Genomic DNA, 24,677 nt, shown 5'->3' on the forward strand with positions numbered 1-24,677 from the left:
CCGTATCGATTACGGATGATTATAACGTTGGTCATGACCAGATTGAGCGTTCACCGCCATCTTGGTAGTTGTAATAAACAGGCCCGGTTACCGTTCCACCCTCTGCGAAAGTCGCAAGACAACGAACGGAGCCAGCGCAGTCAGAACCATAGAGCTCAACAGACTTGGTATTAGTGCTTGTGTCAAATTTGTAACGGCCAATAATAATGTCGTTGAATGACAGATATAATGTTTTTGTGGTATCACTGATTTCACCGATAACGACGTCACCATCATAGATGTAAGTTATGCTGTAAATTGTATCATCTATGGTTTTTTCGATTTTGCTCAGGAGCCCACTGGGTTCGTAGCGGTAGCGGTAGGTATCAGTATACTGTGCGCTATACAGGCGATTGCCTAACTCAAATTTATAATTGACCGAAGCAGTAGGGTCAATGATTGACCTGCTGGCGCTTGTTATATTTCCATAGGAATCTGATGAGAAGTCCTCAGGTGTTGTGTCGTATTGGTACGAAGATAATCGGTCGCCGGTATAGGTATAACTCGTATTAGAAATAGGATGTTGATTGCTATTGTCAATGTTGTCTAATCGCAGCCCGCCTTTGTAGGTATAAGTTCGGGTGTTTTCGTAGTCAGGTACCGTTGAGCTGGTTGTGAACATCTCAGTTTTTGATGTTGATAATGAGCCGTAAGCTTCCTCATACGTATACGTGTTGACAAGTAATGGGGCATAGTCCGCCTCGGCCTCTTTATAGTGGCTGACCTGCCCAATAGATCCTTTTTGATCGTAAACGGTGGCGCATGAATATACAAGTGTCGGGGAAACATCTCCTGCTCTTATGATTTTAAGGTTTCGGCGAGTCAGAAACTCGTCATTATAGACCAACTCAGTCGTGCCCATTATATTACCTGCCTGGGATGCAGTCGTGAATGTTGCACTTGTGATTTGAATGTTAATCAGGGCACCATTCGAGTTGTATGTACCTGCAATTCTTAGATCAATGTCAGCATAGACCTTAGTTGTCAGTCGCCCCTGATCATCGTAATAGTATCTCTGTTGGTTATTTGTTTCGCCTAAATGATTAGTCGCCGACAGTAGATATGAGCCGGACCGTGATAGGGTTTTTGCCGTATTTACAGTGAGTGCATCGATGCCGTATAGCATAGTGGTTGCAGTCAACTCTCCCCTATCGTCGTAGGTGTAGGAGAAATTTGAGCCTTGAGTATATGAATCGCGACCTGAAACTTTATACGAGGCGGTCCCCGTCGCAGTTAGGCCCGTACTTTTGTCATAGGTATAGTCGTATTTTGTAGTAATAACATCTTGTGTAATATGTTCTGTTGACTTAACTGCCTGCGTGTAAGGGTTGTAGGTTGTTGTAATTATATCACTTGGATGGTTTGTGCTGCTGACGCCTGTAGGCTGGTTGAAAGAACTCTTCGTATAGGTAAATATCCTGTCATCAACAACCGCTTCGATAGTGCCATCGGTTAAGTTATTATTGGTTTGTCGGGTAAGTCGCCCAAAACCATCATAGGTTTTTTTGGCGACGATGATTTTATTTGCCGCAAGGTCGCTATTTACAAGTGATGTTACGAGCTTGTAGTTGTTTTGAGCTGAGTCTTCATACTTGTATGTCGTTTCAGTATAAGTCGCGTCGGTGGCGGAAAACAAGACCCTCTCCGACGTCAGTCGGTCAAAATTATCATAAGTGTACTCTGTTCTGCCACTCTGTTTGTTTTTAAACAATGTTTTTCTGCCTAGTCCATCGTACTGGTAGGCTTCGAGAGTGCAGGGGGTGAAACTTGAGTCTGAAAAAATACGTTCCACATTCAGGATATGGCCGAAATTATTATAAGTCGTTTTAATGGATGATACGTTCTCGTTTTCCGTATAGGTTTCTGTATTGAGTACATTGTCCCGTTTAAAATGTTGGACAAGTCCGTCAGGTTTGGTTATCTGTGTCACTTCTCTGGCATAATACTCGTATTTTGTCGTGGGGGAAATCTCCTTGATAGTGTCGCTCTCGCCAGAGGGTGCTTCCTTTTTGATGATGTCCGGGCGATCTTCGCCAGTAAGCAGACCAGGGCCTTCAATGGAGTTCTCATCATAATAATAGTTGCTGACTATATGGTCAGTGCCCGATAAATATTCCAACTTCTGACTGACTTGACTCCTGAAATTTATATATTGCGTTGTATACAGTCCGGTGGACGATTTAACGACGACGGTATTTTGTGAAAACAGCGGCGCTTCGCCTACACCAACCTTAGTAAAATATCGATATTGATATGATTCAGACTGCGACACGTCAGGAGATGACCTTACATAGTACTTGCGTTCTCTTAAGCGATACTCAGCGTCGTAACCATAATCCGTTCTTGCGCTAGCGTCATCGTGGGAGTCCTTGAAACCGACTTCTCTGCGCTTAAGGCCGCTAGCGAGACTGAATACAGCTGACGCGAATTTTTTTAGACTTTCAACGGCTGGAGTTACACTAGCATCCGTTGATGTATGTGTTTCCTCTATGAAAACCAAATTAATGGTAGGGGTCGAAGAGTCATTAATCGTAGTGTAATAGTAACTAATATTATGGTTTTTTTTATTATCGGCTGACCCCATGCTCAAGGTTTTAATCTTGCCTGCATAGTAGGTTTTGTCTGGGGCGGGATCGTCAGTGGCGGCAATGTAGGTCGCTATGAAGGTTTCGATATCGTTTGTTTTTGTAATCCAGGGGAGCGCCATGGATGGGCGTTCCTTTCCTGTGTAGGTGAACGGTGGAGTATAGTCGTTTCCTGTCACCGCGCTGTATGTATACCCCACCTTTTTTACTGTGTCGGCGTGACAACCCGAAGCTTCCGGACTGGTTATGGATTCTTTCAGGTAGCTCACAAAGAAGCTCTTTATTGTAGCGGGGCAGCCTTCCGTCGAATTAGCCGGATAATACGTATTTTGCGTAAGAATACCTCTAGCAGTGGTAGTAGTTACTTCGCCCGCTGTTTTCGTCTGCTCCAGTTTCTCCCTGAGTAGCGTTACATTTCCGTATTTGTCTACCTCACGCTCATCTATAATGGAGCGTACAGCTGTATCATCTCCGGCGGCATCAGGGTTAGTGTATGATGTTGCTTTAGTTGTCCAGAATGAAAAATTTCCGGGCTGTCCGTCAATACCATTATCGGCTACAATAGAGGAGTAGTCATAGGTAGTCACTAAGACAGTTTTGCTGTCGCTGATATTTATGACCTCTTCGCTCGTGAGCAAGTGAAATCTATTGTAGGTTCGCTTGGTTTTAATATCGCGGTGAATTTCGGTTACGTAATACGTAAATGGATCAGTCCTCAGTATGCAGTTGTCCGTATTGTCTACCGGGTTTATAATCGGATTTGTAGTCGAATAGCCGGTGAAATTGTCGGCGTCAATGATGCCGATAGGATCGGATGCCTTTGTACTACCGTAACCATAGTTTATAATAGTTCTTGTGGGGTCGCTGTCCTCAGTGCTCCTTATTTCAAGTAACACCACTACCGGGGTTGTACTACTCACCGGTGGGACATCGATAGACTTCTGGGATATAAGATATCCGTAGGTGAATATCTGTAATTGACCCATTGGTGTGCCGATAGATCGCAGGACTACAACGCCGCCAACAGATTTATAGGTAAATGTATTGAGCGCAGAGGTATTGCCAGGTAACGAGACGCTGAGTAGGTTATTGCTCTGACTTTCTAGAACGACCTGCGTGCTGCGGACCTCTCCCTCGATGGTTTGAGTTATTGTTATGGTGCTTTCCGGAGACGGATCACCGTACGTAATGTCAATGCGATTACCATTGCCATCGGTAACACTGTTTAATCGTGTAATGTAACTATCGTTGTAATCGATATCGCTTGAAAAGTCCAGATAGTTCCCGCTGGCTGAAACCGCCTTTAGAATGTTTCCATTTTCATTGTAGTATTCAACTGTTCCGCTCTTGTGAGTGGCGACCCACCCGTTGAACGTGGTGCCGTCGTTAATAATTTCAATATTAACGTCAGTTTGCTTGTGGTAATTCAACGTCACATCAGCCGCCGGGTCCCCGACAAATGTTGCCACTTCACCATTACAAAAATATATGGTTTTATTCTTTCTCTCAATACGTGGAGTGCTGGGGAGCCATCGGTTACCGAATCCGAGCGCTAACTGCTGCACATCAGAAGATAAACGCGTCGAAGTAAGGGCCAATTCGAAAACGATCGGGTCCTGTAGCCCGCTGTTGATGGACGCAAGTAAAAAGCGGGCTTCCACATTTCCGGTTCTGGGGTTTACAGGACTAGAAAATGTCTGTAGGAAACTTGCCTGCGATTCTGTGTTTTTAGTGGTCATAGGGGTCTCTTAACTTTATGGCGATACTTATGGTGAGCGAAGCAAATATTCAAAAGCGAAACTATTATCGATAGGCACCTACATGTCCCTACATATATTTTTCTCCTGTGGTATTTGAAGCTTGTAAATACGCGGGATATAGAGCACCAGGTGATTTATTTTAATTATCTTGGTCATGAGGCAGCGCACAAAAATTTACGCCCCGTTTTTTTGAAATACTTATTAATAGGTGAGGTAGTCGGCTTGCTTAAATCTATCCAGCACCTATCTAGGGGCCTGCGCTCGCGTCACGATGAGGGGAGTGCCTAGTATTATGTCCAGTCAGTTCGTTAAACCCATCGTTTGAAGACGTTCAAAATTAGCAACGATCCGCATTTTGCCGATAAGGTCGTCGATGTAGTCGGGGTTTAACTGTATCGTGGTGTATTCACCAGCGTGGCCGAACTGAAAGCGGCTATTCGGCAATTTATTGAGACCCACAATGACCTTTCGGCTAAGCCCTTCAGCTAAAACTACCGTTTATAAGACCGTTTCTGTGGACACCAAGGAAGGCAATAAAACCCGAAAAGTAGAGTGATAAACTCGTTTCGCTTATCAAAGTCCGATAATCGGCAGCACCGGATGGGTAAAGCGAACTATAATCAGGGCTTACGTTGGTTTTTGGTTCCGTTGCTCCCTGAACCCCAGTGTTCCGGAGTTTGCAAACTGAATGGATACCGACCGTGGGCTACATGAGGGCTAAAGAAGCGCTCCGAGACATCAGTCATTATTTGATGCATTGGTATAACTGGATTCGACCGTACCAATTCAACGATGTGCTGGCCTTAGCTCAGGCCGAGAAAAAACTTAACGTCGTGTCCGGGATCAGTTGACCACTACATGCCATCCCTGCTGAGCCGCAGGGCAGCAATGAAAAACCATAGATGCAACAGACCTTGCCGGTCTTTCGCAGGATGAGGCTCTACACAAGAACTGTCTTAGCCTTGTTGCAGCACACTCCTGAGCTCCTTGATTGCATGAATGTTGCCCACGTTGAAACGCATAAATGGGTATGAGCATCGTTGGACCGGCTTGGTTTTGACCGGTGTGTTAATCACTTGGGTTCCGGCACGAAGCAGTGGGGCGTCACTCCAGTTGGTTATTGGCTTGCTCATACAAATTTCCTTTTCTGACAAATGGGGCAGCCATCGCTACCCACGTTGAAACAGGGACAGCGTATGCTCAAAGAGCGCCATTTCCTGCGTAGCAATGCCGGGGTAAGTCGGCACGAAGTTCTCGTCGAAGCACCAGGCTTCTTCAGTTTTTGTCGCCTGCCGAGGATGAATGATCAAGCTCAACGAAGCAGACAATGTCTCGGGTGGAATTTGCTTGTGAATCTCATACAGCGGTGCCATGTGCAAAATATGGCCCGGTGCAAGCTTCAAGGTGCGCTCCTCACCCAATGACGGTTTTATGCCGGCTCGCAACGGTGCACGATCAAGGATTGATCGCAAAATTGTGGTATAGCCATCACCGCTGTAACCCACCGCATAAATTTCAAAGTCGTGAGTATGGTTCACGTCATAAATAAAAGTTTCGCTTTCATCCTGTGAAATAATAGGTGACCAGAACGCAAGACGCACCGTAAACAAGTCATCGTAATGCAATAAAAATCCATAAGGCCCATAAAGACTGTCACTCGTACTAAATCCATCTCTTTGGAGGGTGCTATAAAGATACTCACTCAACAAAGTACGGTTGGTAGCCAGTTGTTTTAAATCCTCAATAATGAGTGTTTTGTCTAATAGCAAGTCATAGCTGGTTACACGTGTAATGAAAGTTTTAAGTTTCATGCCGCCTCACTGTATTGATCCAGCAAATTATCCAAACGACGGCTTTTCAGTTGGCGCAGCAGCGGTACGAAATGTAACGCGGCCTGCCGATCCTTCTGACATATCACCTGAAACGCCCGCCAAGCTACAGCTGGGTGATAGTGATAGATTAGCTCTTCGGCCACCTTGCCGACTCCTGGATCCTGCGCTGCTTCAAGCAGTTCAAGGCTGACGAGATAGCGCGCGGCACTCTCGTCTTGCGGGAACCAGGCAATTTTTCGTAAGGACTCACGATCAAACACACTGATGTCGGCACTTCGCGTCAGGCAGGTTGATACTGCCGATAAATGCTTGATGCTCCTTACTTGACGAATTATAGTCGAATAAGGTATAGCGACCATCAATCACCACTGGATTATTTTCACTGATGGTCACGCGATCTTTTATAGTCAGCTGCCCCTCTGAGAGGCTATATAGCTGAATCGTAAAAGATTGACTGTTAATGGCAAATAGAATGCTGCACCCGGGAACGGAGTAAAGCGCAGAGGATATTGAAGCAAGTGGTACCTTGATACTGATGTTGCCGAAGTCTGTGCAGTGTAGCGTCAGTGTATTTGTATGTAGGTTAACGATATTCAGAATCGCGGCTCGGCGTAAGTTTTCATCAATGGTTTTTTTTTGGCCATGCAATGCATCGATGAGTTTTTCAACTTCCCTTGTCATGTTCATATTTTGAATGACGGCTTTTATTTTTTCAGGATCAATTACTTTCGAAATAAGCTCGACAATCATAGTGCCACCAAATTACTGACTAGGCAAAACAATAACCCCGGCCAAAAATCAACACAACGTAATGACTATTACGATATGTGACTGACTGTTTTGAACCTGGGCGGCGGCTAGGGAAGGTCTGAAGTAGTCAGCGATTTTTGATGCCCTCTTTGGTAGAGGTTCAAAAAACACTGGTTTGGTCAGAAATCAGACCTTTCCTGTTCTTAACTCATCGTTCACCCTTGAACGACGCCTTTTCAAGGCGCTTTTCCCGGATTACAGGCGCACCTCTCCCACAACCAGCAGCCGTTTTCGCATCATCCACAGATTCGACAGGGCAAATAGCGTGGCCTGTTGCGCGGTATTTTTCATCAGGCCGCGAAAGCGCACTTTCGTATAGACAAACTGACGCTTGATTACCCGAAACGGATGTTCAACCTTGGCGCGTACTTGGGCTTTGGCGTATTCGATCTTGCGCCGCAGACGACCGATCAAGCTCTTTTTTCCATGCTTTTTATAGCTGCTTGGCCGGGCGGCAATCGACCAGATCATCTTGCGATCCTGATGCTCGGGACGTTTGTCCACGCCGGTGTAACCGGCGTCACCAGACACGTAAGTTTCCTCGCCGTGCAGCAACTGATCGACCTGCGTCACGTCCGCCACATTGGCCGCCGTGCCCACCAGGCTATGCACCAAGCCGGATTCAGCGTCGACGCCGATGTGCGCTTTCATACCAAAAAAGTACTGATTCCCTTTCTTGGTTTGGTGCATTTCGGGATCGCGTTTGCCGTCCTTGTTCTTGGTCGAACTCGGCGCGTGAAGGATCGTCGCATCGACCACCGTGCCATGACGCAACAGCAGGCCACGGTCGCCCAGATAGCCATTGATAACCTGCAAAATCCCGCCTGCCAACTCATGTTTTTCCAACAAGCGGCGGAAGTTGAGGATCGTGGTTTCATCGGGAGTCCGATCTAGGTGCAGCCCCGAAAACTGGCGCAGGATCGTGGTCTCGTACAATGCCTCTTCCATCGCCGGATCGCTGTAGCCGAACCAGTTCTGGATCAGATGGACCCGCAACATCGCCATCAGCGGATACGCCGGACGACCCCCTTCGCCCTTTGGATAATGCGGCTCGATCAAAGTAACCAAGCCCTTCCAGGGCACGACCTGATCCATCTCGATCAGGAAGCGCTCGCGGCGAGTCTGCTTACGTTTGCCGGCATATTCGGCGTCGGCGAAGGACATCTGTTTCATGGGGCTCAACCGTCGTGTTCGTGTCAGGCGAGTATTTCACCAGATCTGGAAGTCTTTTTCAGAGTTTCCTTAACGTCATTCTGCCCCCGCCTCAGGCCGGGAACCTCCAAGGACGAACAAGGGCGCTGCATGAGCGGTTATGTACCCAACCCGCCGAAAGGCTATAACTATAGCGGCGGCGAGCCTGTCGATACCCACGCCCAGCGTTGGGCGGAATACAAAGACCTGGCACCGGACCCGGAAGACAAGCCAGACACGATGGGCTGTGTGTTTGCCAAGAGCTGCAACCTTCCTGACGGTGTAATCAATCACAAGAACCCAGCCGGGTTTGTGCCCGTTGAGAAACTGGCCGACTACGGACTGTGGGCAGTACTGGCCACCGGGGCTGCAATTACCACCCAAGGCACCCCACTGCAACTGGTAGGCGGATCTGCTACTGGCAGTGCAATTGCTCAACGTCTTGATGGATCGCTGTCACTGGGCCTGTTGAAAGAATCAAGCGTTGTTACTGCTGGCTTTGCCACGGGCATCGTTGGGATGCTGATACCGAACACCAGCATTTCGCCCGACAGCGCCTTCTACACCAACGATCAATACGCAACGCTTGAAGCTGGCCGCACCCGTGTCCGTGTCAACGTAAAGACATTGCCGGATGGCTCCGTTGACGCTTACGGCTTCTACACGGGCGGTAAAACGGACTGGGAAAAGGTCCCTGTCATCAAGGGCGAGAAAGACGGTGAGAAATTTGTCGCTGACCTTGGCAACGGGATTGGGCTCACTTGGACACCAGCGGCAAGCCCTGACGGTGTGCTGGGTATTCCCGCACTGGAAGGCGCCCCACCGTTACCACCGGTGTGGGTGTATCCGCCGACTGCACAATCTGACACGGTGCTGGCGAACCCTGCGCATCCCCTGAGTTCCGAGATGCAATTATCTGGTTCCCTGACTCGGGCATTGAGCCAATCTATATTGTGCTCAGCACACAGCTGGAGAACAACAAGCAGCAGGGCAAGGCCTTCGAAGACAGGACTTATGGTAAGTACAGCGAGACTAAACCCGAAGTCGCCCGGGAAGTTACGGTTAAAACCGACAGTGGTGTTAAGACCCGGCTTGATATGATGGGCCGGGACACTGACGGAGAGATTTCATGCGTTGAATGCAAGTCATCTGATACCGCACCACTGACCAAGAATCAGAAAGCCGCCTTCCCTGAAATTGAGAAAACTGGTGCAACCGTTGTAGGCAAAGGGAAACCCGGCTTCCCCGGTGGCACCAGAATACCACCCACCAGAGTCGAAATCCTTCGACCTGATTCACCCCTCTGAGGGAGCAGACATGTCCATTGTAGAAACGAAAGTCGTCGATATTATTGCCGTACCAGAGTGGGAACCCAAAAACGTAATTCTGGTTATCAGCGACCACCTCAAATGGGGCGACAAGGCCCAACAGGGTGAACATCTGCTGTTGCTGCAAGAGAAAATCAATACCTACATTGCCTTCATCGAAAGCGGCGAGATATTGGAGAGTTACCCACCATCTAAAGGCAAGCTACCCATCATTCGCATTAACGGCCTGTACGAACTACCAGAACAAGCGGAGTTCTTCGTAGACCGCGTTACACAGACACTAAAGGAAGTGGGTATTGGGTTTGAGTTCGTACTCGATGCGAATGAAGACATTCGCAACATGTGACCGAGGGAACATTGCCAGTACCAGGCCCCGTTTTCTGGATGCGACAGAGTATGTGACCGGTCACTGCCATCGTGCAGGGTCCGCAGTTAGAAGAACGGTCGCCGTCTCGACCTGGATATAGATAGGGATTCGAACCCATTCAAGTAGTCAATAGGGCCGCTATAGACCGCTAAACACAAGCATTTGCACGTTCTCACATGGCATGCAACGGCCTATAGCGACCCCGCAAATGCCCTAAATATGCCCTAAGATAGTTTTCGTGGAGGTCCCCGTGAAGCTTGCACAAGAAATCCAAAGAGCTATTGAGATTGCAGAAACTCTCCATGGCCGCCGCATCAAGAGAGACCGAAGAGCCCAAACAGGTAGATCATAGGGGCTCCACAGGCAAACCGGAGAATCCTCATGAAGCTTATGCCAGTTGGGATCGACATCGCCAAATCTCTGTTTCAAGTGCACCACGTGAACATAGAAAACGAAGAGATTGTGAATAAGACACTCAAACGTACCGGGTTCCTCGCGTACTTTGCCAATCGGGCGCCATGCCTGATTGGTATGGAGGCATGCGGTGGTTCACAGCACTGGGCGCGCGAGTTGGTGAAGCAAGGACACCAAGTCAGGCTGATGCCGGCGCGCTTTGTCAAAGCGTTCAACATAGGTAACAAAAATGTTGATCTTGGGCGTTTCCTTATCGATTTTCTTGAGGAAAGCCAACCACTCCTGATGCCGGTGCTGGCGCTCAATGCTACTGATCAGTTTGCCCTGGAGATAATCCAGCGCAGCGAACAGCGTGACCGTGCCGTGACGAGTGTAATCATGGGATTTGGTTTGGATATGACCGATCCCCAGAGGCAGCCCAGGCTGTGTGCGTTCCAAGGCTTGCACCTGACTTTTTTCGTCGCAGCAGAGCACCAACGCCTTGTCTGGCGGGGCTAGGTACAGGCCGATGACATCCCAGGATTTTTCTTCGAACTGCGGATCGTTTGACAGTTTGACAGTTTGAAGGTACGTGTCAGATGAGGCTTCAAGTCATTGGCCGCCCAGAGTTTATGCACGGTGGTCGCTGATATGTCGCCGGCACGGGCCATGCTTCGGCAGCTCCAGCGGGGTTCGCCGATACGCGGTTGAGTGACCTGTTCGAGCACGCGGCGGATCGTGTCGGCAGGCAGAGGGGATTTGCGTCCTCGGCCAGGCTTGTCGAGCAGACCTTCCAATCTGAGCGCCTGAAAACGCTGGCACCAGTCGGTGACCGTAGGGCGAGAGAAACCAGTTAATCGTACGATTTCTTCTCGCGTTGATCCTTGCGCTGCTAACAAGATGACGCGGGCTCGACGACCATCCCGCTGACTGATAGTGGCGGAACGTACGCGACGGCTAAGTTCGGCAAATTATTCGGGGCTAAGCGTAATGTCCAGAGGGTGTATTGGCATCTGAAAATTACACTTCGCATGTCTCCAGCAATGTGCACAGGCCAAAAAAAACCCCGCGACCGAATGAGGCGCGGGGCAAAATTGGTTGGTTGCGGCCAACCAAAGGAGCTCTTTAAAAACTTACTTGCTGGCGACTGTCTCTGGTTGCCAGCCACCGCCAAGGGCTTTGTAAATCGCGACAATGCCGCGATAAAGATCGGTTTCCGCCGAGGCCTGGGTATCTTCGGCCGCCAGACGCTCACGTTGGGCATCCAGCAGGACGAGGAAGTCCACGGTGCCTTCGCGGTAGCGAATCTCGGCCAGGTCCGCGGCTGAACGGCTCGCTTCGCTTTGACGAATCAGTGAGATCAGCCGTTGCTGACGTTTTCCGTAGTCGCTGAACGCGTTTTCCGATTCTTCCAGCGCCAGCAGCACTTGCTGCTCGTAGGTCGCCAGCGCGCCTTCGGCATCGGCATCGGCGCCGCGCAGACGGGCTCGCACGCTGCCCAGATCGAACGCAGCCCAAGTAATGCTCGGGCCAAGCGCCCAGGCATTGGCCGCCGCAGAACCGATCTGCGAACCACGCCCTGCAGTAAAGCCAAGGAAGCCGCTGAGGCTGACCCGAGGGAACAAATCAGCCTTTGCGACGCCGATACGGGCGGTAGAGGAAGCCAGTTTGCGTTCGGCACTGAGGATGTCCGGGCGACGTTGCAGCAATTCACCCGGATCGCCGATCGGCAACGCCTTTGCGATCGCCGGCAAGTCTTTTGGACTCAGGTCGACGGAAAGTTTGTCCGGACGCTCACCCAGCAGGGTGGCGATACGGTTTTTCTGCCGAATCTGTTCGGCCTGCAACTGCGGCACGCTGGCTTCGACCGAGGCGAGGCGTGCATCGGCACGCTCCACGTCCAGTTGATCGCCGACGCCGGCATCACGCAGGCTTTCGGTGATCTTGCGCGACTCCTGCTGGTTGTTCAGGTTGGCCAGGGCAATCTTTTCGCGCAATTGCGCGCCGCGCAATTGGCCATAAGAATCCACCAGTTCGGCAATCATGGTGACTTGCAGTTGGTACAAATCGGCTTCGAGGGCCTGCTGTTCGGCATCGGCGGATTCCAGGTTGCGCTGGATACGCCCAAACAGGTCGATCTCCCACGCCATGTCCAGGCCGAGGTCGTAACGTTCGCTGTTGACCCGTTTGGTGGTCTGGCCCGGAATCTGACCCTTGCCCAAATCACTGCTGGCGCGGCTGGTGATGGTGGGCATGGCGTCATTGCTGACGTCATCGCGAATCGCCCGAGCCGCTTTCCAGCGGGCGAAGGCTACGCGCAAATCACGGTTGCCTTGCAGCGATTGAGTCACCAACTGGTTGAGGGTCGGGTCTTCGAACTGCTGCCACCAGATGCCTTCGAAACGCGAGCGGTCGAAGTTCTTCTGACCGGCAGCGCCATCGGTGGCGGTGGTGATGTTGGCCGGCTCAGTGGCTGGGGTCTTGTAGTCCGGGCCGACGGCACAGGCACTCAGGGCCAGTACCAGAAGGCTCGGCAGGAAGGCTTTCAGGCTCATTGTTGCGCCTCCAGTTTCAGGGCCTTGGCCGCTTTGCGCTTTTCACCGCGCTCCACAAAGTTACGAATCAATACGTAGAACACGGGCGTCAGCAACAGACCGAAGAAGGTCACCCCGAGCATCCCGGAGAACACCGCTACACCCATGGCGTGACGCATTTCGGCACCGGCACCGCTGGAGAAGACCAGAGGCACAACACCCATGATGAACGCGAAGGAGGTCATGAGGATCGGACGCAGGCGCAGACGGCAAGCTTCGAGCACCGCGGCGAGCGGGCTGAGGCCTTCATCCTGCTGTTTATCCTTGGCAAACTCGACGATCAGAATCGCGTTCTTACACGCAAGTCCCACCAGTACGATCAAGCCGATCTGGGTGAAGATGTTGTTGTCGCCTCCCGAAGCAATCACACCGGTGATGGCCGACAGCAGGGTCATCGGTACGATCAGGATCACCGCCAGTGGCAGGCTCCAGCTTTCGTATTGGGCCGCGAGCACCAGGAACGCCAGCAGTACGCAGAGCGGGAACACGAACAGCGCGGTGTTACCGGACAGAATCTGCTGGTAGGTCAGGTCGGTCCACTCGTAGGTCATGCCGTTTGGAAGTTCTTCCTTGAGCAGTTTCTCGATCGCTGTCTGAGCCTGGCCGGAGCTGTAGCCCGGGGCTGCCGCACCGTTGATTTCAGCGGTGATGAAGCCGTTGTAGTGCATCACGCGGTCCGGACCCGAGGTGTCGCTGACCTTGATGAAGGTCGCCAGCGGGATCATCTCGCCTTTGTTGTTACGCACTTTCAGCTGACCGATCTGATCCGGTTCCAGACGGAACTGCTGTTCAGCCTGGACGTTGACCTGGTAGGTGCGGCCGAAACGGTTGAAGTCGTTGGCATACAGCGAACCCAGGTAGATTTGCAGGGTGTCGAAGATGTCGCTGACGGCCACGCCATGGGTCTTGGCTTTTTCCCGGTCGATGGCGGCATCGACCTGTGGCACGTTCACGGTGTAGCTGGTGAACAGCGCAGCCAGTTCCGGCACGTTGTGGCTCTTGGTAATGATGTTCATGGTTTCTTTGTACAGCTCGTCGTAGCCCAGGTTGCCCCGGTCTTCGATTTGCAGGCGGAAACCACCAATGGTGCCCAGACCTCGTACCGGCGGTGGTGGGAAGATCGCCATGTACGCTTCCTGAATGTTCGCGTACTGGCCGTTCAGGGCCCCGGCGATTGCACCGGCGGACATGCTCGGGTCTTTACGCTCGTCGAACGGTTTCAGGGTCACGAACACGATGCCGGCGCTCGTGCTGTTGGTGAAGCCGTTGATCGACTGGCCGGGGAACGCTACGGCGCTTTCCACGCCAGGCTGTTTCAGGGCGAGGTCGGACATGCGTTTGATCACGTCTTCGGTACGGTCCAGGCTCGAGGCATCCGGCAGCTGTGCGAAGGCCACCAGGTATTGCTTGTCCTGGCCGGGTACGAAACCGGTCGGGGTGTTGGCGAAACCGAAGTAGGTCAACACCATCAGGCCAGCGTACACCAGCAGGGCGATACCGCTGCTGCGGATAACCCGGCCGACGGTGCCGACGTAGCCATGACTGGCCTTGTCAAAGAACCGGTTGAACGGACGGAACAACCAGCCACCGAAGATTTTGTCCAGTACCTTGGAGAAGCGGTCCTTCGGTGCGTCGTGGCTCTTGAGCAACACCGCGGCCAGCGCTGGCGACAGGGTCAGCGAGTTGAAGGCCGAGATCACGGTCGAGATCGCGATGGTCAGGGCGAACTGTTTGTAGAACTGCCCGGTCAACCCGGAGATGAACGCCGCCGGGATGAACACCGCACACAGCACCAGTGCCGTGGCGATGATCGGGCCGGTCACTTCACGCATGGCCCGCTTGGTGGCTTCGACTGGCTTCAGTCCCAGTCCGATGTTTCGCTCGACGTTCTCCACCACCACGATGGCGTCGTCCACCACGATACCGATGGCCAGTACCAATCCGAACAGTGACAGGGCGTTCAGCGAGAAGCCAAACAGGTGCATCACAGCAAACGTACCGATTAACGAAACCGGCACCGCCACCAACGGAATGATCGAGGCACGCCAGGTTTGCAGGAACAGGATCACTACCAGCACAACCAGGATTAGTGCTTCGAAGAGGGTATGAACCACCGCCTCGATGGAGCCGCGTACGAAGATCGTCGGGTCATAGACGATGCTGAAGTCCATGCCTTCCGGGAAGCTCTTCTTCAGTTCGGCCATCTTGTCGCGAACTTCGTTGGAGATCTGGATTGCGTTGGAGCCCGGACGCTGGAAGATCCGGATCGCCACCGCCGGTTGATTGTTCAGCAACGAACGCAGGGCGTACTGGCTGGAACCCAGCTCAATGCGAGCAATGTCTTTCAGGCGCGTGATTTCACCGTTGTCGCCGGAGCGAACGATGATGTTCTCGAACTCTTCTTCGGAAACCAGGCGACCTTGGGTGTTGACCGACAGTTGGAACGCCGTGGCATTCGGCGCAGGGGGCGCACCCAGCGCACCGGCAGCGACTTGACGGTTCTGTTCACGAATCGCCGTCACCACGTCGGTGGCGGTCAGGTTGCGCGAAGCGGTCTTGTTCGGGTCGAGCCAGACCCGCAGCGAGTAGTCGCCCATACCGACCAGCTGCACGTCACCCACGCCACCCAGACGCGCCAGCTCATCCTTGATATTAAGCAAGGCGTAGTTGGACAGGTAGAGCATGTCGTAGCGTTTGTCCGGCGAGGTCAAGTGCACCACCATGGTCAGGTCCGGAGAGGCCTTGTCCACGGTGACACCGATGCGCGTCACTTCCTCGGGAAGTTTGGGCTCGGTCCGGGTCACGCGGTTCTGAACCTGTACTTGCGCGTTGTCCAGGTCAGTGCCCAAAGCGAAGGTGATGGTCAGGGTGATCTTGCCGTCAGCGGTGGACTGCGAGGACATGTACAGCATGTTCTCGACGCCGGTGATGGCTTGCTCCAAAGGAGCGGCCACGGTTTCACCGATGACTTTAGGGTTGGCGCCCGGGAAGTTGGCACGGACCACAACGGTCGGCGGCACGACTTCCGGGTATTCGCTGATCGGCAACTGGAACAGCGAGATGGCGCCGGCGATCAGGATCAGCAGCGACAGTACCGCTGCAAAAATCGGCCGTGAAATGAAGAATTGGGAAAAGTTCATCGAAGTTGTCGTCCCTTAACCGCGTGGAGTCGCAGCAGCCAGTTTCACAACCGTACCCGGCGCAACCTTGGCAGGTGCGACTTGGGGCAGGTTGCTGGCTTCCAACGTTTGTCGTTGTTGAGCCAGAGCGGCGAGGGTTTCCTTGGTGGCCATGGGGATCACTTCAGGGGTGACCGGCGAGCCAGGACGCACCCGTTGCAGGCCCTTGACGATGACGGTGTCGTCCTTGTTCAGGCCGCTGCGCACGATGCGCAAGCCTTCGATCTTCGGACCCAATTCGACTGAGCGGTAGGCGGTCTTGTTGTCGCCATCCATCACCAGTACGAACTTTTTACCCAGGTCGGTACCGACTGCTTCGTCGTTGATCAGCACCGCGGAGTAGGTGCCGCTGCCCACCAGTTTCAGACGTGCGTAAAGACCCGGGGTGTAGGCGCCGTCACTGTTGTCGAACACCGCGCGACCGCGAATGGTGCCGGTCTTCGGGTTGACCTGGTTGTCGACAAAGTTCATCACGCCCTGATGCGGGTTGCCGTCTTCATTGGACAGGCCGAGGTACACCGGCGTCGTGGCGCCGCGTTTGCCCTGGCGAGCGAGTTGGGTGTATTTGAGGAAGACACGCTCGTCGGCGTCGAAGTAGGCGTAGACCTTGTCAGTGGAGACGACGCTGGTGAGCGCAGTGGTATCGGCGGTCACCAGGTTGCCGGCGGTGATTTCCGCACGGCTGACGCGACCGCTGATTGGCGAAGTAACGCGGGTGAAGCTCAGGTTCAATTTGGCCAGATCCAGTTGCGCCTGGAGGGCACCGACGGCAGCGCGAGCTTCCTGGGAGGTACTGGTGCGCGAATCGGCCAGCTCGGCGGAGATCGCGTTGCTGGTACGCAGGCGTTCACCACGCTGGGCTTCATTTTCGCTTCGGGTGGCATTGGCGCGGGACTGGGCGACCAGCGCTTCGAGGCGGCGGACCTCAGCCTGGAATGGGCGAGGGTCGATCTGGAACAGCAAGTCGCCTTTCTTGACCAGTGCGCCTTCAGAGAAAGCCACTTCATCGATCTGGCCGGAGACCCGTGGACGAATTTCTACGGTTTCCGGCGCTTCGAGGCGCCCGGTGAATTCGTCCCACTCGTTGACCGGTTGCTCCAGCACCTTGGCCACGCTCACCTTGGCTGCGGGCATGGCGGCGGGAGTCTCTGGAGCCTTGCCGCAAGCGCTCATCACCAGTACGGCCAACATGGCCAACGGGAAGTGCAAATGTTTGAGTGACTGTTTCATGGAATCATCCGCCAATGTATATGCGCAAGTGGGCACTCATCATCGAAAGTCCGTCAACGGGACAAGTGTATTCCGTGGTAATTGCGACGGAACTCGACCTACTGAAAGAACTATTGTTAGGCATCGTATTTTTCTTGAGTAAAAGTGTATTGGTTCTTTGCGAACTGCAACGTGAGCGCTAGTGGCAGCCATAAGCATGCCCATAAGCGGCGGATCAATGGAGTTAAATACCGCTCATTAAAAACCAACAAACATGCGAACAAGGCTCAAAGGCCGCACTACATGGTGGGAAGACCTCGGCGGCGGTTAATGGCAAAGGCGCCACCCTGGCCGTGTTCGGTCTCAAAGGCACTGACGGCAAGAGTGTGCTGCCCGTGTGGTACCACAACGGCCAGGTCGTGATCGCTTCGGCGGCGCTGCAAAACAAGCAATTTCTGGGATTTGAAGCGGATGGCGCCGCCGCACGGCTCTTCGAGCCTGAGAGCGGTAACGCGCGATTAATGTCAATGCATAGCTGGTTAATAGTGCGGTAACGGTGTCGAAAATGATGAGGCCGACGATTGCCAGCAGCAAAACCGGCCGTCTACGCCAGCCTCTCGTTACGGCGGCCAGCGGGATAGCAGTCAGAAGTGCGCCAAGGGCGAAGACGGTCATGAGTTGCCCCGCCATGGCATCGGATACGCGTAACCCCTCACTTATCTGCGGTAGCAGGCCGGCCGGCAGGATTTCGGTCACCATCGCCACGAAGCCGGTCATTGCCAGAGCTAGCAAACCCGCATGGGGAAGCGCTTCGGCTGTAGGAGCGCAAATGATGCCCGGCACTGACGATGAAACCGTGTTATTCATTGTTGAGCGCTCACATATATCCGTATCGATTGGTATAAATATAGTGGTGTTCGTCCCAGCTAGTCAATCACTTCGGTATCGATTAATATTTTAATTTCCTGTCTTAGAAAGAAACATCCATGGCAAAAATGGGTCGCCCCCGCAGCTTCGATCGAGATGAAGCGATCAATCAAGCCATGCTTCTTTTTTGGGAACACGGCTACGAATCCACCACGCTCGCCCTGCTTAAGAAGGGTATGGGGGGAATCTCCGCACCGAGCTTTTACGCGGCCTTCGGATCGAAGGAGGTGTTGTTCCAAGAAGTGGTAGGGCGTTATATCGAGATGTACGGGCAGGTAGTTGTCGGCCTTTGGGATGAATCGTTGCCACCGAAAGATGCCATCGAGCAATCTTTGCGGCGTTCGGCAAAGATGCAGACAGACCGCAGCCACCCTCAAGGTTGCATGCTGGTGCTTTCAGCCAGCACCTGTTCGCCAGAAAATATACATATCCAAAAAGCGCTGGCTAAGGAGCGTTCCGCGACACGAGCGGGCCTGAACGCTTGTGTGCAGCGCGCCATCACAGAGGGAGAGTTGGCAGGCATCACTGATCCGACCTCGCTTGGCGCAGTGTTCTATACCTTCCTTATCGGAATATCCATGCAGGCTCGGGATGGTGTGCCGCTTTCCCGGCTGAATACGGCCATCAGCCAAGTTATGCGTGTGTGGGATAGCTGCGCGCCGGATGCTGGTGACGCCGTGTGTTAATAGTGACTCACCGATTGCCGGGCCCAGGCTCCGGTGATGCCGGGTCAGGGTAAGCTTGTGCCACCGCTGCCATTGATTACCCTGGTCGCCGCTTGATCATCGTCTTCTAGGTTGAACAAGCCCCATCGCCTCATCACCTGGGGTTATGAATACTCCCTGTTGGATCAATTTAAACACTTCGACCTAATTTCACCGCGAGTAGCGCCGGGTGGCAACCGGCCGGTCAACATACCTTCCTGATCCCAGCACTCAGGGCGATGGTGCGTAAGCGTCCGCCCAACTCACCTTGCGTAAGTCAGGAAGGCTTCCACTGATGCGGAAGCAGTTGGTCGATATCGCTCACCCGCTGCGTTGGCAGCCGCGTCAGGACATCTTTCAAATAGGCATACGGATCATGCCCATTCATCCGTGCTGACTGGATTAAACTCATGATCGCCGCTGCCCTTTTACCGCTGCGTAGCGACCCGGCAAACAACCAGTTGGAGCGGCCGAGTGCCCACGGCCGGATCTGGTTTTCCACTGGATTATTATCTATAGGCACAGCGCCATCCTCGAGATATCGAGTCAGTGCCGTCCAACGCTTAAGGCTGTTATCCAGAGCTTTGGCGATAGCCGATCCTTCGGGCACAAGATCGTGCTGGGCCAACATCCAGGTGTGTAGTGTTTTGATAAGGGGAGACGCTTTTTCCTGGCGTAGTCGCCAGCGATCCTCATCACTCATCTCCCTCGCTTGCCGTTCAACTTCGTACAACCCACCAATTGAGTGCAGCGCCTGCTCAGCCAGTTGGCTTTTGTTAGTCGCGTGCAGATCGAAAAACTTGCGACGGGCGTGGGCCATGCAGCCGATTTCAGTGACGCCTTGCTGAAAGCTGGCTTTATAACCACCAAAGTCGTCACATACCAGCTTGCCATTCCACAGCCCAAGGAAGTTGCGTGCATGTTCGCCCGCACGGCTTGGGCTGAAGTCATAGACCACTGCCTTAAGAGCCGAGAACGGTGTGGTGCAGTAAGCCCAGACATAAGCGCGGTGAGTTTTCTTCTCTCCGGGCGCAAGCATCTGCACCGGCGTTTCGTCGGCATGGACGACTCGTTGAGCCAAAACAGCTTCTCGTAAGGCCTCTACCAATGGCTGAAGTTGTACACCGGTCTGTCCCACCCATTGCGCCAGCGTTGAGCGGGCGATAGCCAGGCCAGCGCGGCCAAAGATTTTCTCTTGCCGATACAGCGGCAAATGGTCGGCGAATTTGGCCACCATCACATGAGCCAGCAGGCCGGCAGTCGGGATACCTTTATCGATCACCTGGGCCGGCACCGGTGCCTGAATCAGTGTTTCGCACTGACGGCAGGCCCATTTTCCACGCACATGCTGCTCGACGGTGAATACGCCCGGTGTGTAATCCAGCTTCTCGCTGACATCTTCACCGATGCGCTGAAGTTGGCAGCCGCAGGCACACTGAGTGTTTTCCGGCTCATGTCGGATCACGGTGCGTGGAAACTGCGCTGGCAGCGCCCCCCGCTTGGGTTGCTGGCGCTTCTCTTCTGGAGCCGGAGTCGGCCGCAGAGCCTTCAGTTCGGCGTCGATAGCCTCAAGATCGGTGTTGAGCAGGTCGTCGAGCAAGTTGCCTTGCTCTGGGCTGATCTGCTCGCTGCGCTTGCGGCTGCGGCTGCGGCTGCGGCTGCGGCTGGGATGCGGGCGCTAGTTTCATCCGAACGAAAGCGGGCAATGTTGGCGCCTGAAGATCACGATAAGCAGGTATCCACTTTCGAACCAGGTTGGCGTTGACGCCATGGCGGCGGGCTACGCTGGCCATCGACACGCCCGGTTGCAGACATTCCTGGACGATCTGGGCTTTTAAGGGTTTGGGATAAGAAGTTCTTTGGCGCATGGCAATCCTGAAGATAAGGGCGATGTTGTCCACGTATTTTTAAGTGGACAACATCGCTCTTATCGCTGGGATCGGGTAGGTGACTTCGGCGGACGCTTACACTCATTTGGCGCAACTGGGCTAAAAAGGCGTTGAAGGAATTACCGAAGGCCAGGAATAGTGGGGCAGTACGGTCCCTTTGATCCACGGCATCGAACGGCGCACGATAAGGCTTGGGGAGTGAAATTTTCTTGGGTCGTGCGGTTATCTGGCGTGGCTTTGCCAACATCTAGGCAGTTACAGTCAGATCAAGTGGCGCAGAATCTGTAACAAATCGCCGCTATCGTGCTTGATGAGCCGTATAGAGTGTTCACTCTGGAGAACAGGCGCCGTGGGAGCATTCTGAATATCACTGAGCACCTTTGTCTCCCTTACTTGCCACGACTCCGCGACAATGCTCATGCAGGAAGGCGGCTTGTTTAGTGTGCTCGGCTTGTCGTGCTGCTCCACGCATCTTTTCCACCGCGCTCACCCATTTTCATCACGTTCAGAAAAGTCCTACAGCCAGTTATAGGGCTGGTAGTTACCCTGTTCCTGTCCATCAAATCGAGCGTGCGGCGCAGGCCTGTGAACAACGTTCGATCTATGCCAGCGCTGCCCCAAAAAAACCAATCCCAGCGGCCATCAAGAGAGCATCCATGCTTGCCTGTATCCGTCATACCTCCTTGTATGTACCGCTCTTGAGCCTTGTAGGGCGGTTCCTTTTACGGCGCTCACTCGGCGAGGCTTTCATGATTGCGGGTGAGAAATAATTTCCAAGCCGGTCCAGAGTTTTTATAGAAACTGAGTTTTTGATCGCGTTTTAACATGGACCTGTTACTACACAAGGGAGCTGTTTATGCTTGGGTCATTTCAAAATGAAGTGCCAAAAGCACGGATCAATATCAAACTTGGCCTTCACATCGGAGGCGGTCAAAAAAAAGTTGAGCTGCCCCTTCAATCGATGGTGATGGGCGATTACAGTAACGGTCAAGAACAGCGACCCTTATCTGAGCGTGAAAAATTTAATATCAATAACGCCGATGAGCAACGCGAGGAGGTGCGCGTGGCACTGGCTAGCCAGGTGCCTGCCTTTGGCAAGCCCCCGGGTTTTCCTGTGGTGGCAGCAGCAGGTCGTTCTCACCGAGGCCGTCGCGCCGTGTGGCCATGGTGGCTGCTAGGTGGTGGACTACTTGCCAGTTTGTGGTGGTGCCCGGATTTCTACCTGCGTCTATTCGTTCACCAAGTACTGCCATAAGGTGCACACATGCGTTCCTTCCCAAAATGTCTGCTGTGGCTGTTATTGGGTGTGTTGGCGGCGGTACTCGTGTGGGGCTTTTTTCTCCTCACCTTGCAAAGCCGTCTCCTGTTGTCAGGCATAATCGTGCTGATGGAGATCGGCGGCTACGCGTATTTAGTCCGGCAATCCCGTTCTGTGGTCGGGCAGTTGGCGACCGGCCGAGCGCCAGTGTTGGCGCCGGAGGGTTTTACCGGCGTATTAATCCTCGTTTGCGGTGACACCGCGCAACTGGCTAAGGGCAACGCCACGGGTGCTGTTGTGCAGCTATCTGAACGCGAGTGGCACGCCGCCGGTCTGGTTTACTCATGTCGCGGGCGATCCAGGCGTGATGGTTCGTGATTGTGAGGGGCGTTGTGCGAGCTCGGTGCTCTGGGGCCTACACTGTGAACCGGGCTTTGAGTCGCCGCGCACAGCTCAGATCGCCTCGCTGGATGTCTTCATGCCTAGGCTGAACCAGGTAGTGATCGCTAAGCTGAGCGACACTCAGGCTGGCTTACCTGCGCCGATGGCGGTGAATTTCTCCACGCTCAAAGGCGTTCCCGACAATCTTTGGCAGTCTGTTGTCAGCGGGAGAACCACCCTGTCGCCCCCGATCAGCAGCACCAGCGTTGCATTACCTTTTCCCGACTGCCTCTTAATGCTACTGCCAGGGCGGCAAACCTGCACGCCGGCGCAGCGTTTTTGCGGTGCTGTGGCCGGCATCGTTTCGATGTTTCTGGCTGTCGCCCTGCTGTTCAGCTCAGCCAATAATTGTCAACTCGTTGAGGGCGTGGTAAAGGGCTTGGCGCTTTACCATCATCTGGATGACCAGCCAGCCGAGCCCAAAGTCCACGCCCAACAACAGCTGCGCAGCGATCAGCAGCAACTGGTGCGTTATCAGCGTGAAAGCGTGCCGCTCACTATGGGCTTAGGGTTGTATCAAGGGGCGAGGCTTCAGCTGCCCGTCGAGCGAGCGCTCAGTGATTGGTCGCCTCCTGTTAAGCCGGTAGTGCATACGGTACGTCTGGACAGTCTCTCGTTATTTGATGTGGGCAAAGCGCAGCTCAAACCCGATTCAACCAAAGTGCTGGTGACGGCGCTGATCAACATTAAGGCCAAGCCCGGTTGGTTGATTGTGGTCGCGGGTCATACCGACATCACCGGCAACGCCCAGGACAACCAGACGCTATCGCTCAAGCGCGCCGAAGCACTGCGCGATTGGATGCTTGCCACCAGCGACGTGTCGCCCACCTGCTTCGCCGTCCAAGGCTATGGTGCGACCCGCCCACTCGCAAGCAACGAAACCCCTGAGGGACGCGCGGCCAATCGCCGGGTTGAAATCAGACTGGTGCCGCAGGCCGATGCCTGCCAGGCCCGCGGCGCTCAGACGACCGAAACGGATTCACCCTTTGAAGGCGAAGCCCTCATTCACAACACCCGGTTCGCCTTTTGAGCGATAAAGCCTTTATCCCACGCATGGAGAGATAACATATGACAATTCCAATATGCCTATGGCTGAATGACAGCAACGGTGCCGACATTAAAGGCTTCCGGACGTACAAAGTCGTAAAGGCAATATTGAGGTCGTGGCGCAAGATCACACACTGTACATCCCGCCTACAGCAAACACCGGCAGGCTCGCCGGTATGTGCATCCGCCGCGATCACTCTAGCCAACGTAGTCTCGGTACCGGCACGCATATCCATGGGCTCGGTGGCGAGCCAGATGGCGTCGACGTGGATCACTGGATAACTCACGGATCGCCCTGTTCAGCGCTGCGGGATTGTTTGCCGCGGAACCGGGGTCTCATCGGTCCTGCAATGCCGATAAACCTGTGGGAGCGGGCTTGTTCGCGAATGCGGTGTGTCGGACGACATCAATTGTGAATGACACACCGCATTCGCGAGCAAGCCATCTGCTGGCGTGCGAGGCACTTTAGCCGATATTAAGCGTCAGCCAGACCAGAGCGCGCGTTCAAAGTCGTTGCTCGACGCCCGGTCAGACGAGCGTTCTGAAGTGCAACAACAAGCGAGCCTTAACTGACCGGCCTACAACCTGAAAGAATGCGCCGAGCCAGAGAGGCGCCGGTGTCTCGGGCCGAGTCCTAAGTGAAGTCCTGCAAGCTGCGCTGGATAGTTCGCTCTAGATGTCACCGCAAAAGCACGTGCCCAGCAGATTGACTCGGTGAGTGGCCGTGACAGTGAAATCCAGGCTTTCAGAGCGCTAGTTGCGCAGTGATGGCCCTCACATCGCGATGATGTGCGGCGATAACCCTAAAGGTCCCTGCTCGTTAGCTACTCAAATGATGCTCTCGGGTGGTGAGTCGCCCCCGTCGGACGGACCGCAAAAGGCCGGCGCATCGGCGAGAAATGTTGCCGCCTCGGTCTGCGACAATCCCCGGAGTACGATTATGCGGAACAGCCACACGCCCAGACGCGTGACACTGCCGGCCAGTTGAAAGCCAGTCGCGCTCAGATGCGAGCATGTCCCCAGCCAAGATCGCGGAGGTCAGGTGCAAGACCTTCAGCCGCAAGGCGGTGCCGATACGCTCACCCAGTTCCGCGCAAGTCGGGGGCAGGGCGCGCAGGGTTTCC

Annotated in this window: 13 protein-coding genes and 8 pseudogenes; 10 read left to right on the plus strand and 11 right to left on the minus strand. The window is 53.7% G+C overall.

Annotated features, from left to right (window positions below; translation table 11 throughout):
* Window positions 1-31 precede the first annotated feature (31 nt).
* Window positions 32-4,363: a hypothetical protein gene (locus tag ACA051_RS30620; protein WP_497375987.1), complete on the minus strand. Its 4,332-nt coding sequence runs from the start codon at window positions 4,361-4,363 to the stop codon at window positions 32-34.
* A gap of 686 nt (window positions 4,364-5,049) precedes the next feature.
* Here ACA051_RS30620 and ACA051_RS30625 point away from each other — a divergent pair.
* Window positions 5,050-5,235, plus strand: a pseudogene (locus tag ACA051_RS30625) (IS3 family transposase); the annotation flags it as partial.
* Window positions 5,236-5,553: 318 nt separating this feature from the next.
* Here ACA051_RS30625 and ACA051_RS30630 read toward each other — a convergent pair.
* The 4 genes from ACA051_RS30630 to ACA051_RS30645 all read right to left on the minus strand — a co-directional run bounded on the left by ACA051_RS30630 (window position 5,554) and on the right by ACA051_RS30645 (window position 8,199).
* A complete protein-coding gene (locus ACA051_RS30630; protein WP_497375989.1) occupies window positions 5,554-6,195 on the minus strand; it encodes a transposase in 642 nt (213 codons plus the stop codon).
* Window positions 6,192-6,476, minus strand: coding sequence for a hypothetical protein (locus tag ACA051_RS30635; RefSeq protein ID WP_497375991.1), 285 nt, complete (start codon window positions 6,474-6,476; stop codon window positions 6,192-6,194). Before ACA051_RS30635 ends, ACA051_RS30630 begins: the two co-directional genes overlap by 4 nt.
* Window positions 6,469-6,966, minus strand: coding sequence for a hypothetical protein (locus ACA051_RS30640; RefSeq protein WP_497375993.1), 498 nt, complete (start codon window positions 6,964-6,966; stop codon window positions 6,469-6,471). Before ACA051_RS30640 ends, ACA051_RS30635 begins: the two co-directional genes overlap by 8 nt.
* Window positions 6,967-7,221: 255 nt before the next feature.
* Window positions 7,222-8,199: an IS5 family transposase gene (locus ACA051_RS30645; RefSeq protein WP_497375716.1), complete on the minus strand. Its 978-nt coding sequence runs from the start codon at window positions 8,197-8,199 to the stop codon at window positions 7,222-7,224.
* Window positions 8,200-8,328: 129 nt separating this feature from the next.
* Between ACA051_RS30645 and ACA051_RS30650 the strand changes: the two are divergent.
* The 3 genes and pseudogenes from ACA051_RS30650 to ACA051_RS30660 form a co-directional block, all read left to right on the plus strand.
* Window positions 8,329-9,524 (plus strand): annotated as a pseudogene (locus ACA051_RS30650) (S-type pyocin domain-containing protein).
* Between the two features lie 10 nt (window positions 9,525-9,534).
* Window positions 9,535-9,891: a DUF6572 domain-containing protein gene (locus ACA051_RS30655; RefSeq protein ID WP_497375995.1), complete on the plus strand. Its 357-nt coding sequence runs from the start codon at window positions 9,535-9,537 to the stop codon at window positions 9,889-9,891.
* 402 nt (window positions 9,892-10,293) lie between these two features.
* Window positions 10,294-10,557, plus strand: a pseudogene (locus ACA051_RS30660) (IS110 family transposase); the annotation flags it as partial.
* Between the two features lie 6 nt (window positions 10,558-10,563).
* Here ACA051_RS30660 and ACA051_RS30665 read toward each other — a convergent pair.
* The 4 genes and pseudogenes from ACA051_RS30665 to mexE all read right to left on the minus strand — a co-directional run.
* A pseudogene (locus tag ACA051_RS30665) lies at window positions 10,564-11,318 on the minus strand (IS630 family transposase); the annotation flags it as partial.
* A gap of 120 nt (window positions 11,319-11,438) precedes the next feature.
* Entirely contained in the window at window positions 11,439-12,860 is a 1,422-nt protein-coding gene (locus tag ACA051_RS30670) for an efflux transporter outer membrane subunit (protein WP_497375997.1), read from the minus strand.
* Window positions 12,857-16,039 carry an efflux RND transporter permease subunit gene (locus ACA051_RS30675; protein WP_497375999.1) on the minus strand — a complete coding sequence of 1,061 codons (3,183 nt, stop codon included), beginning with the start codon at window positions 16,037-16,039 and terminating at the stop codon, window positions 12,857-12,859. Before ACA051_RS30675 ends, ACA051_RS30670 begins: the two co-directional genes overlap by 4 nt.
* Window positions 16,040-16,054: 15 nt before the next feature.
* A complete protein-coding gene (gene mexE, locus ACA051_RS30680; protein ID WP_497376001.1) occupies window positions 16,055-17,308 on the minus strand; it encodes a multidrug efflux RND transporter periplasmic adaptor subunit MexE in 1,254 nt (417 codons plus the stop codon).
* A 265-nt stretch (window positions 17,309-17,573) separates the two neighbouring features.
* On the opposite strand from mexE, the pseudogene ACA051_RS30685 reads away from it, so the two are divergent.
* Window positions 17,574-17,796: pseudogene (locus ACA051_RS30685) on the plus strand (hypothetical protein); the annotation flags it as partial.
* A gap of 477 nt (window positions 17,797-18,273) precedes the next feature.
* The gene (locus ACA051_RS30690; protein WP_497376003.1) at window positions 18,274-18,900 is read left to right on the plus strand and encodes a TetR/AcrR family transcriptional regulator; all 627 of its coding nucleotides are present in this window, start codon (window positions 18,274-18,276) and stop codon (window positions 18,898-18,900) included.
* Between the two features lie 295 nt (window positions 18,901-19,195).
* Here the strand turns inward: ACA051_RS30690 and tnpC are convergent.
* Together tnpC and tnpA are read right to left on the minus strand one after the other, a co-directional pair.
* Window positions 19,196-20,569, minus strand: a pseudogene (tnpC, locus tag ACA051_RS30695) (IS66 family transposase); the annotation flags it as partial.
* The gene (tnpA, locus tag ACA051_RS30700; protein WP_497376005.1) at window positions 20,487-20,786 is read right to left on the minus strand and encodes an IS66-like element accessory protein TnpA; all 300 of its coding nucleotides are present in this window, start codon (window positions 20,784-20,786) and stop codon (window positions 20,487-20,489) included. The pseudogene tnpC and the gene tnpA, both read right to left, overlap by 83 nt.
* An 877-nt stretch (window positions 20,787-21,663) precedes the next feature.
* Here tnpA and ACA051_RS30705 point away from each other — a divergent pair.
* From ACA051_RS30705 to ACA051_RS30720, 4 genes and pseudogenes are all read left to right on the plus strand, one after another.
* Window positions 21,664-21,894 (plus strand): annotated as a pseudogene (locus ACA051_RS30705) (type VI secretion system contractile sheath small subunit); the annotation flags it as partial.
* A 177-nt stretch (window positions 21,895-22,071) separates the two neighbouring features.
* Window positions 22,072-22,443 (plus strand): hypothetical protein, encoded by a 372-nt coding sequence (locus ACA051_RS30710; protein WP_497376007.1) that lies wholly within the window; start codon window positions 22,072-22,074, stop codon window positions 22,441-22,443.
* Window positions 22,444-22,543: 100 nt separating this feature from the next.
* Window positions 22,544-23,536, plus strand: coding sequence for an OmpA family protein (locus ACA051_RS30715; protein ID WP_497376009.1), 993 nt, complete (start codon window positions 22,544-22,546; stop codon window positions 23,534-23,536).
* A 38-nt stretch (window positions 23,537-23,574) separates the two neighbouring features.
* A pseudogene (locus tag ACA051_RS30720) lies at window positions 23,575-23,729 on the plus strand (type VI secretion system tube protein Hcp); the annotation flags it as partial.
* Between the last annotated feature and the right edge of the window lie 948 nt (window positions 23,730-24,677).

The sequence above is a fragment of the Pseudomonas sp. LBUM1669 genome (assembly GCF_059695705.1).

Coding starts and splice junctions, on each gene's coding strand:
- ACA051_RS30620 (WP_497375987.1), bottom strand. CDS start 4,363: ATGACCACTAAAAACACAGAATCGCAGGCAAGTTTCCTACAGACATTT.
- ACA051_RS30710 (WP_497376007.1), top strand. CDS start 22,072: ATGCGTTCCTTCCCAAAATGTCTGCTGTGGCTGTTATTGGGTGTGTTG.
- tnpA (WP_497376005.1), bottom strand. CDS start 20,786: ATGCGCCAAAGAACTTCTTATCCCAAACCCTTAAAAGCCCAGATCGTC.
- ACA051_RS30655 (WP_497375995.1), top strand. CDS start 9,535: ATGTCCATTGTAGAAACGAAAGTCGTCGATATTATTGCCGTACCAGAG.
- ACA051_RS30675 (WP_497375999.1), bottom strand. CDS start 16,039: ATGAACTTTTCCCAATTCTTCATTTCACGGCCGATTTTTGCAGCGGTA.
- ACA051_RS30670 (WP_497375997.1), bottom strand. CDS start 12,860: ATGAGCCTGAAAGCCTTCCTGCCGAGCCTTCTGGTACTGGCCCTGAGT.
- ACA051_RS30630 (WP_497375989.1), bottom strand. CDS start 6,195: ATGAAACTTAAAACTTTCATTACACGTGTAACCAGCTATGACTTGCTA.
- ACA051_RS30645 (WP_497375716.1), bottom strand. CDS start 8,199: ATGAAACAGATGTCCTTCGCCGACGCCGAATATGCCGGCAAACGTAAG.
- ACA051_RS30715 (WP_497376009.1), top strand. CDS start 22,544: ATGCCTAGGCTGAACCAGGTAGTGATCGCTAAGCTGAGCGACACTCAG.
- ACA051_RS30640 (WP_497375993.1), bottom strand. CDS start 6,966: ATGATTGTCGAGCTTATTTCGAAAGTAATTGATCCTGAAAAAATAAAA.
- mexE (WP_497376001.1), bottom strand. CDS start 17,308: ATGAAACAGTCACTCAAACATTTGCACTTCCCGTTGGCCATGTTGGCC.
- ACA051_RS30690 (WP_497376003.1), top strand. CDS start 18,274: ATGGCAAAAATGGGTCGCCCCCGCAGCTTCGATCGAGATGAAGCGATC.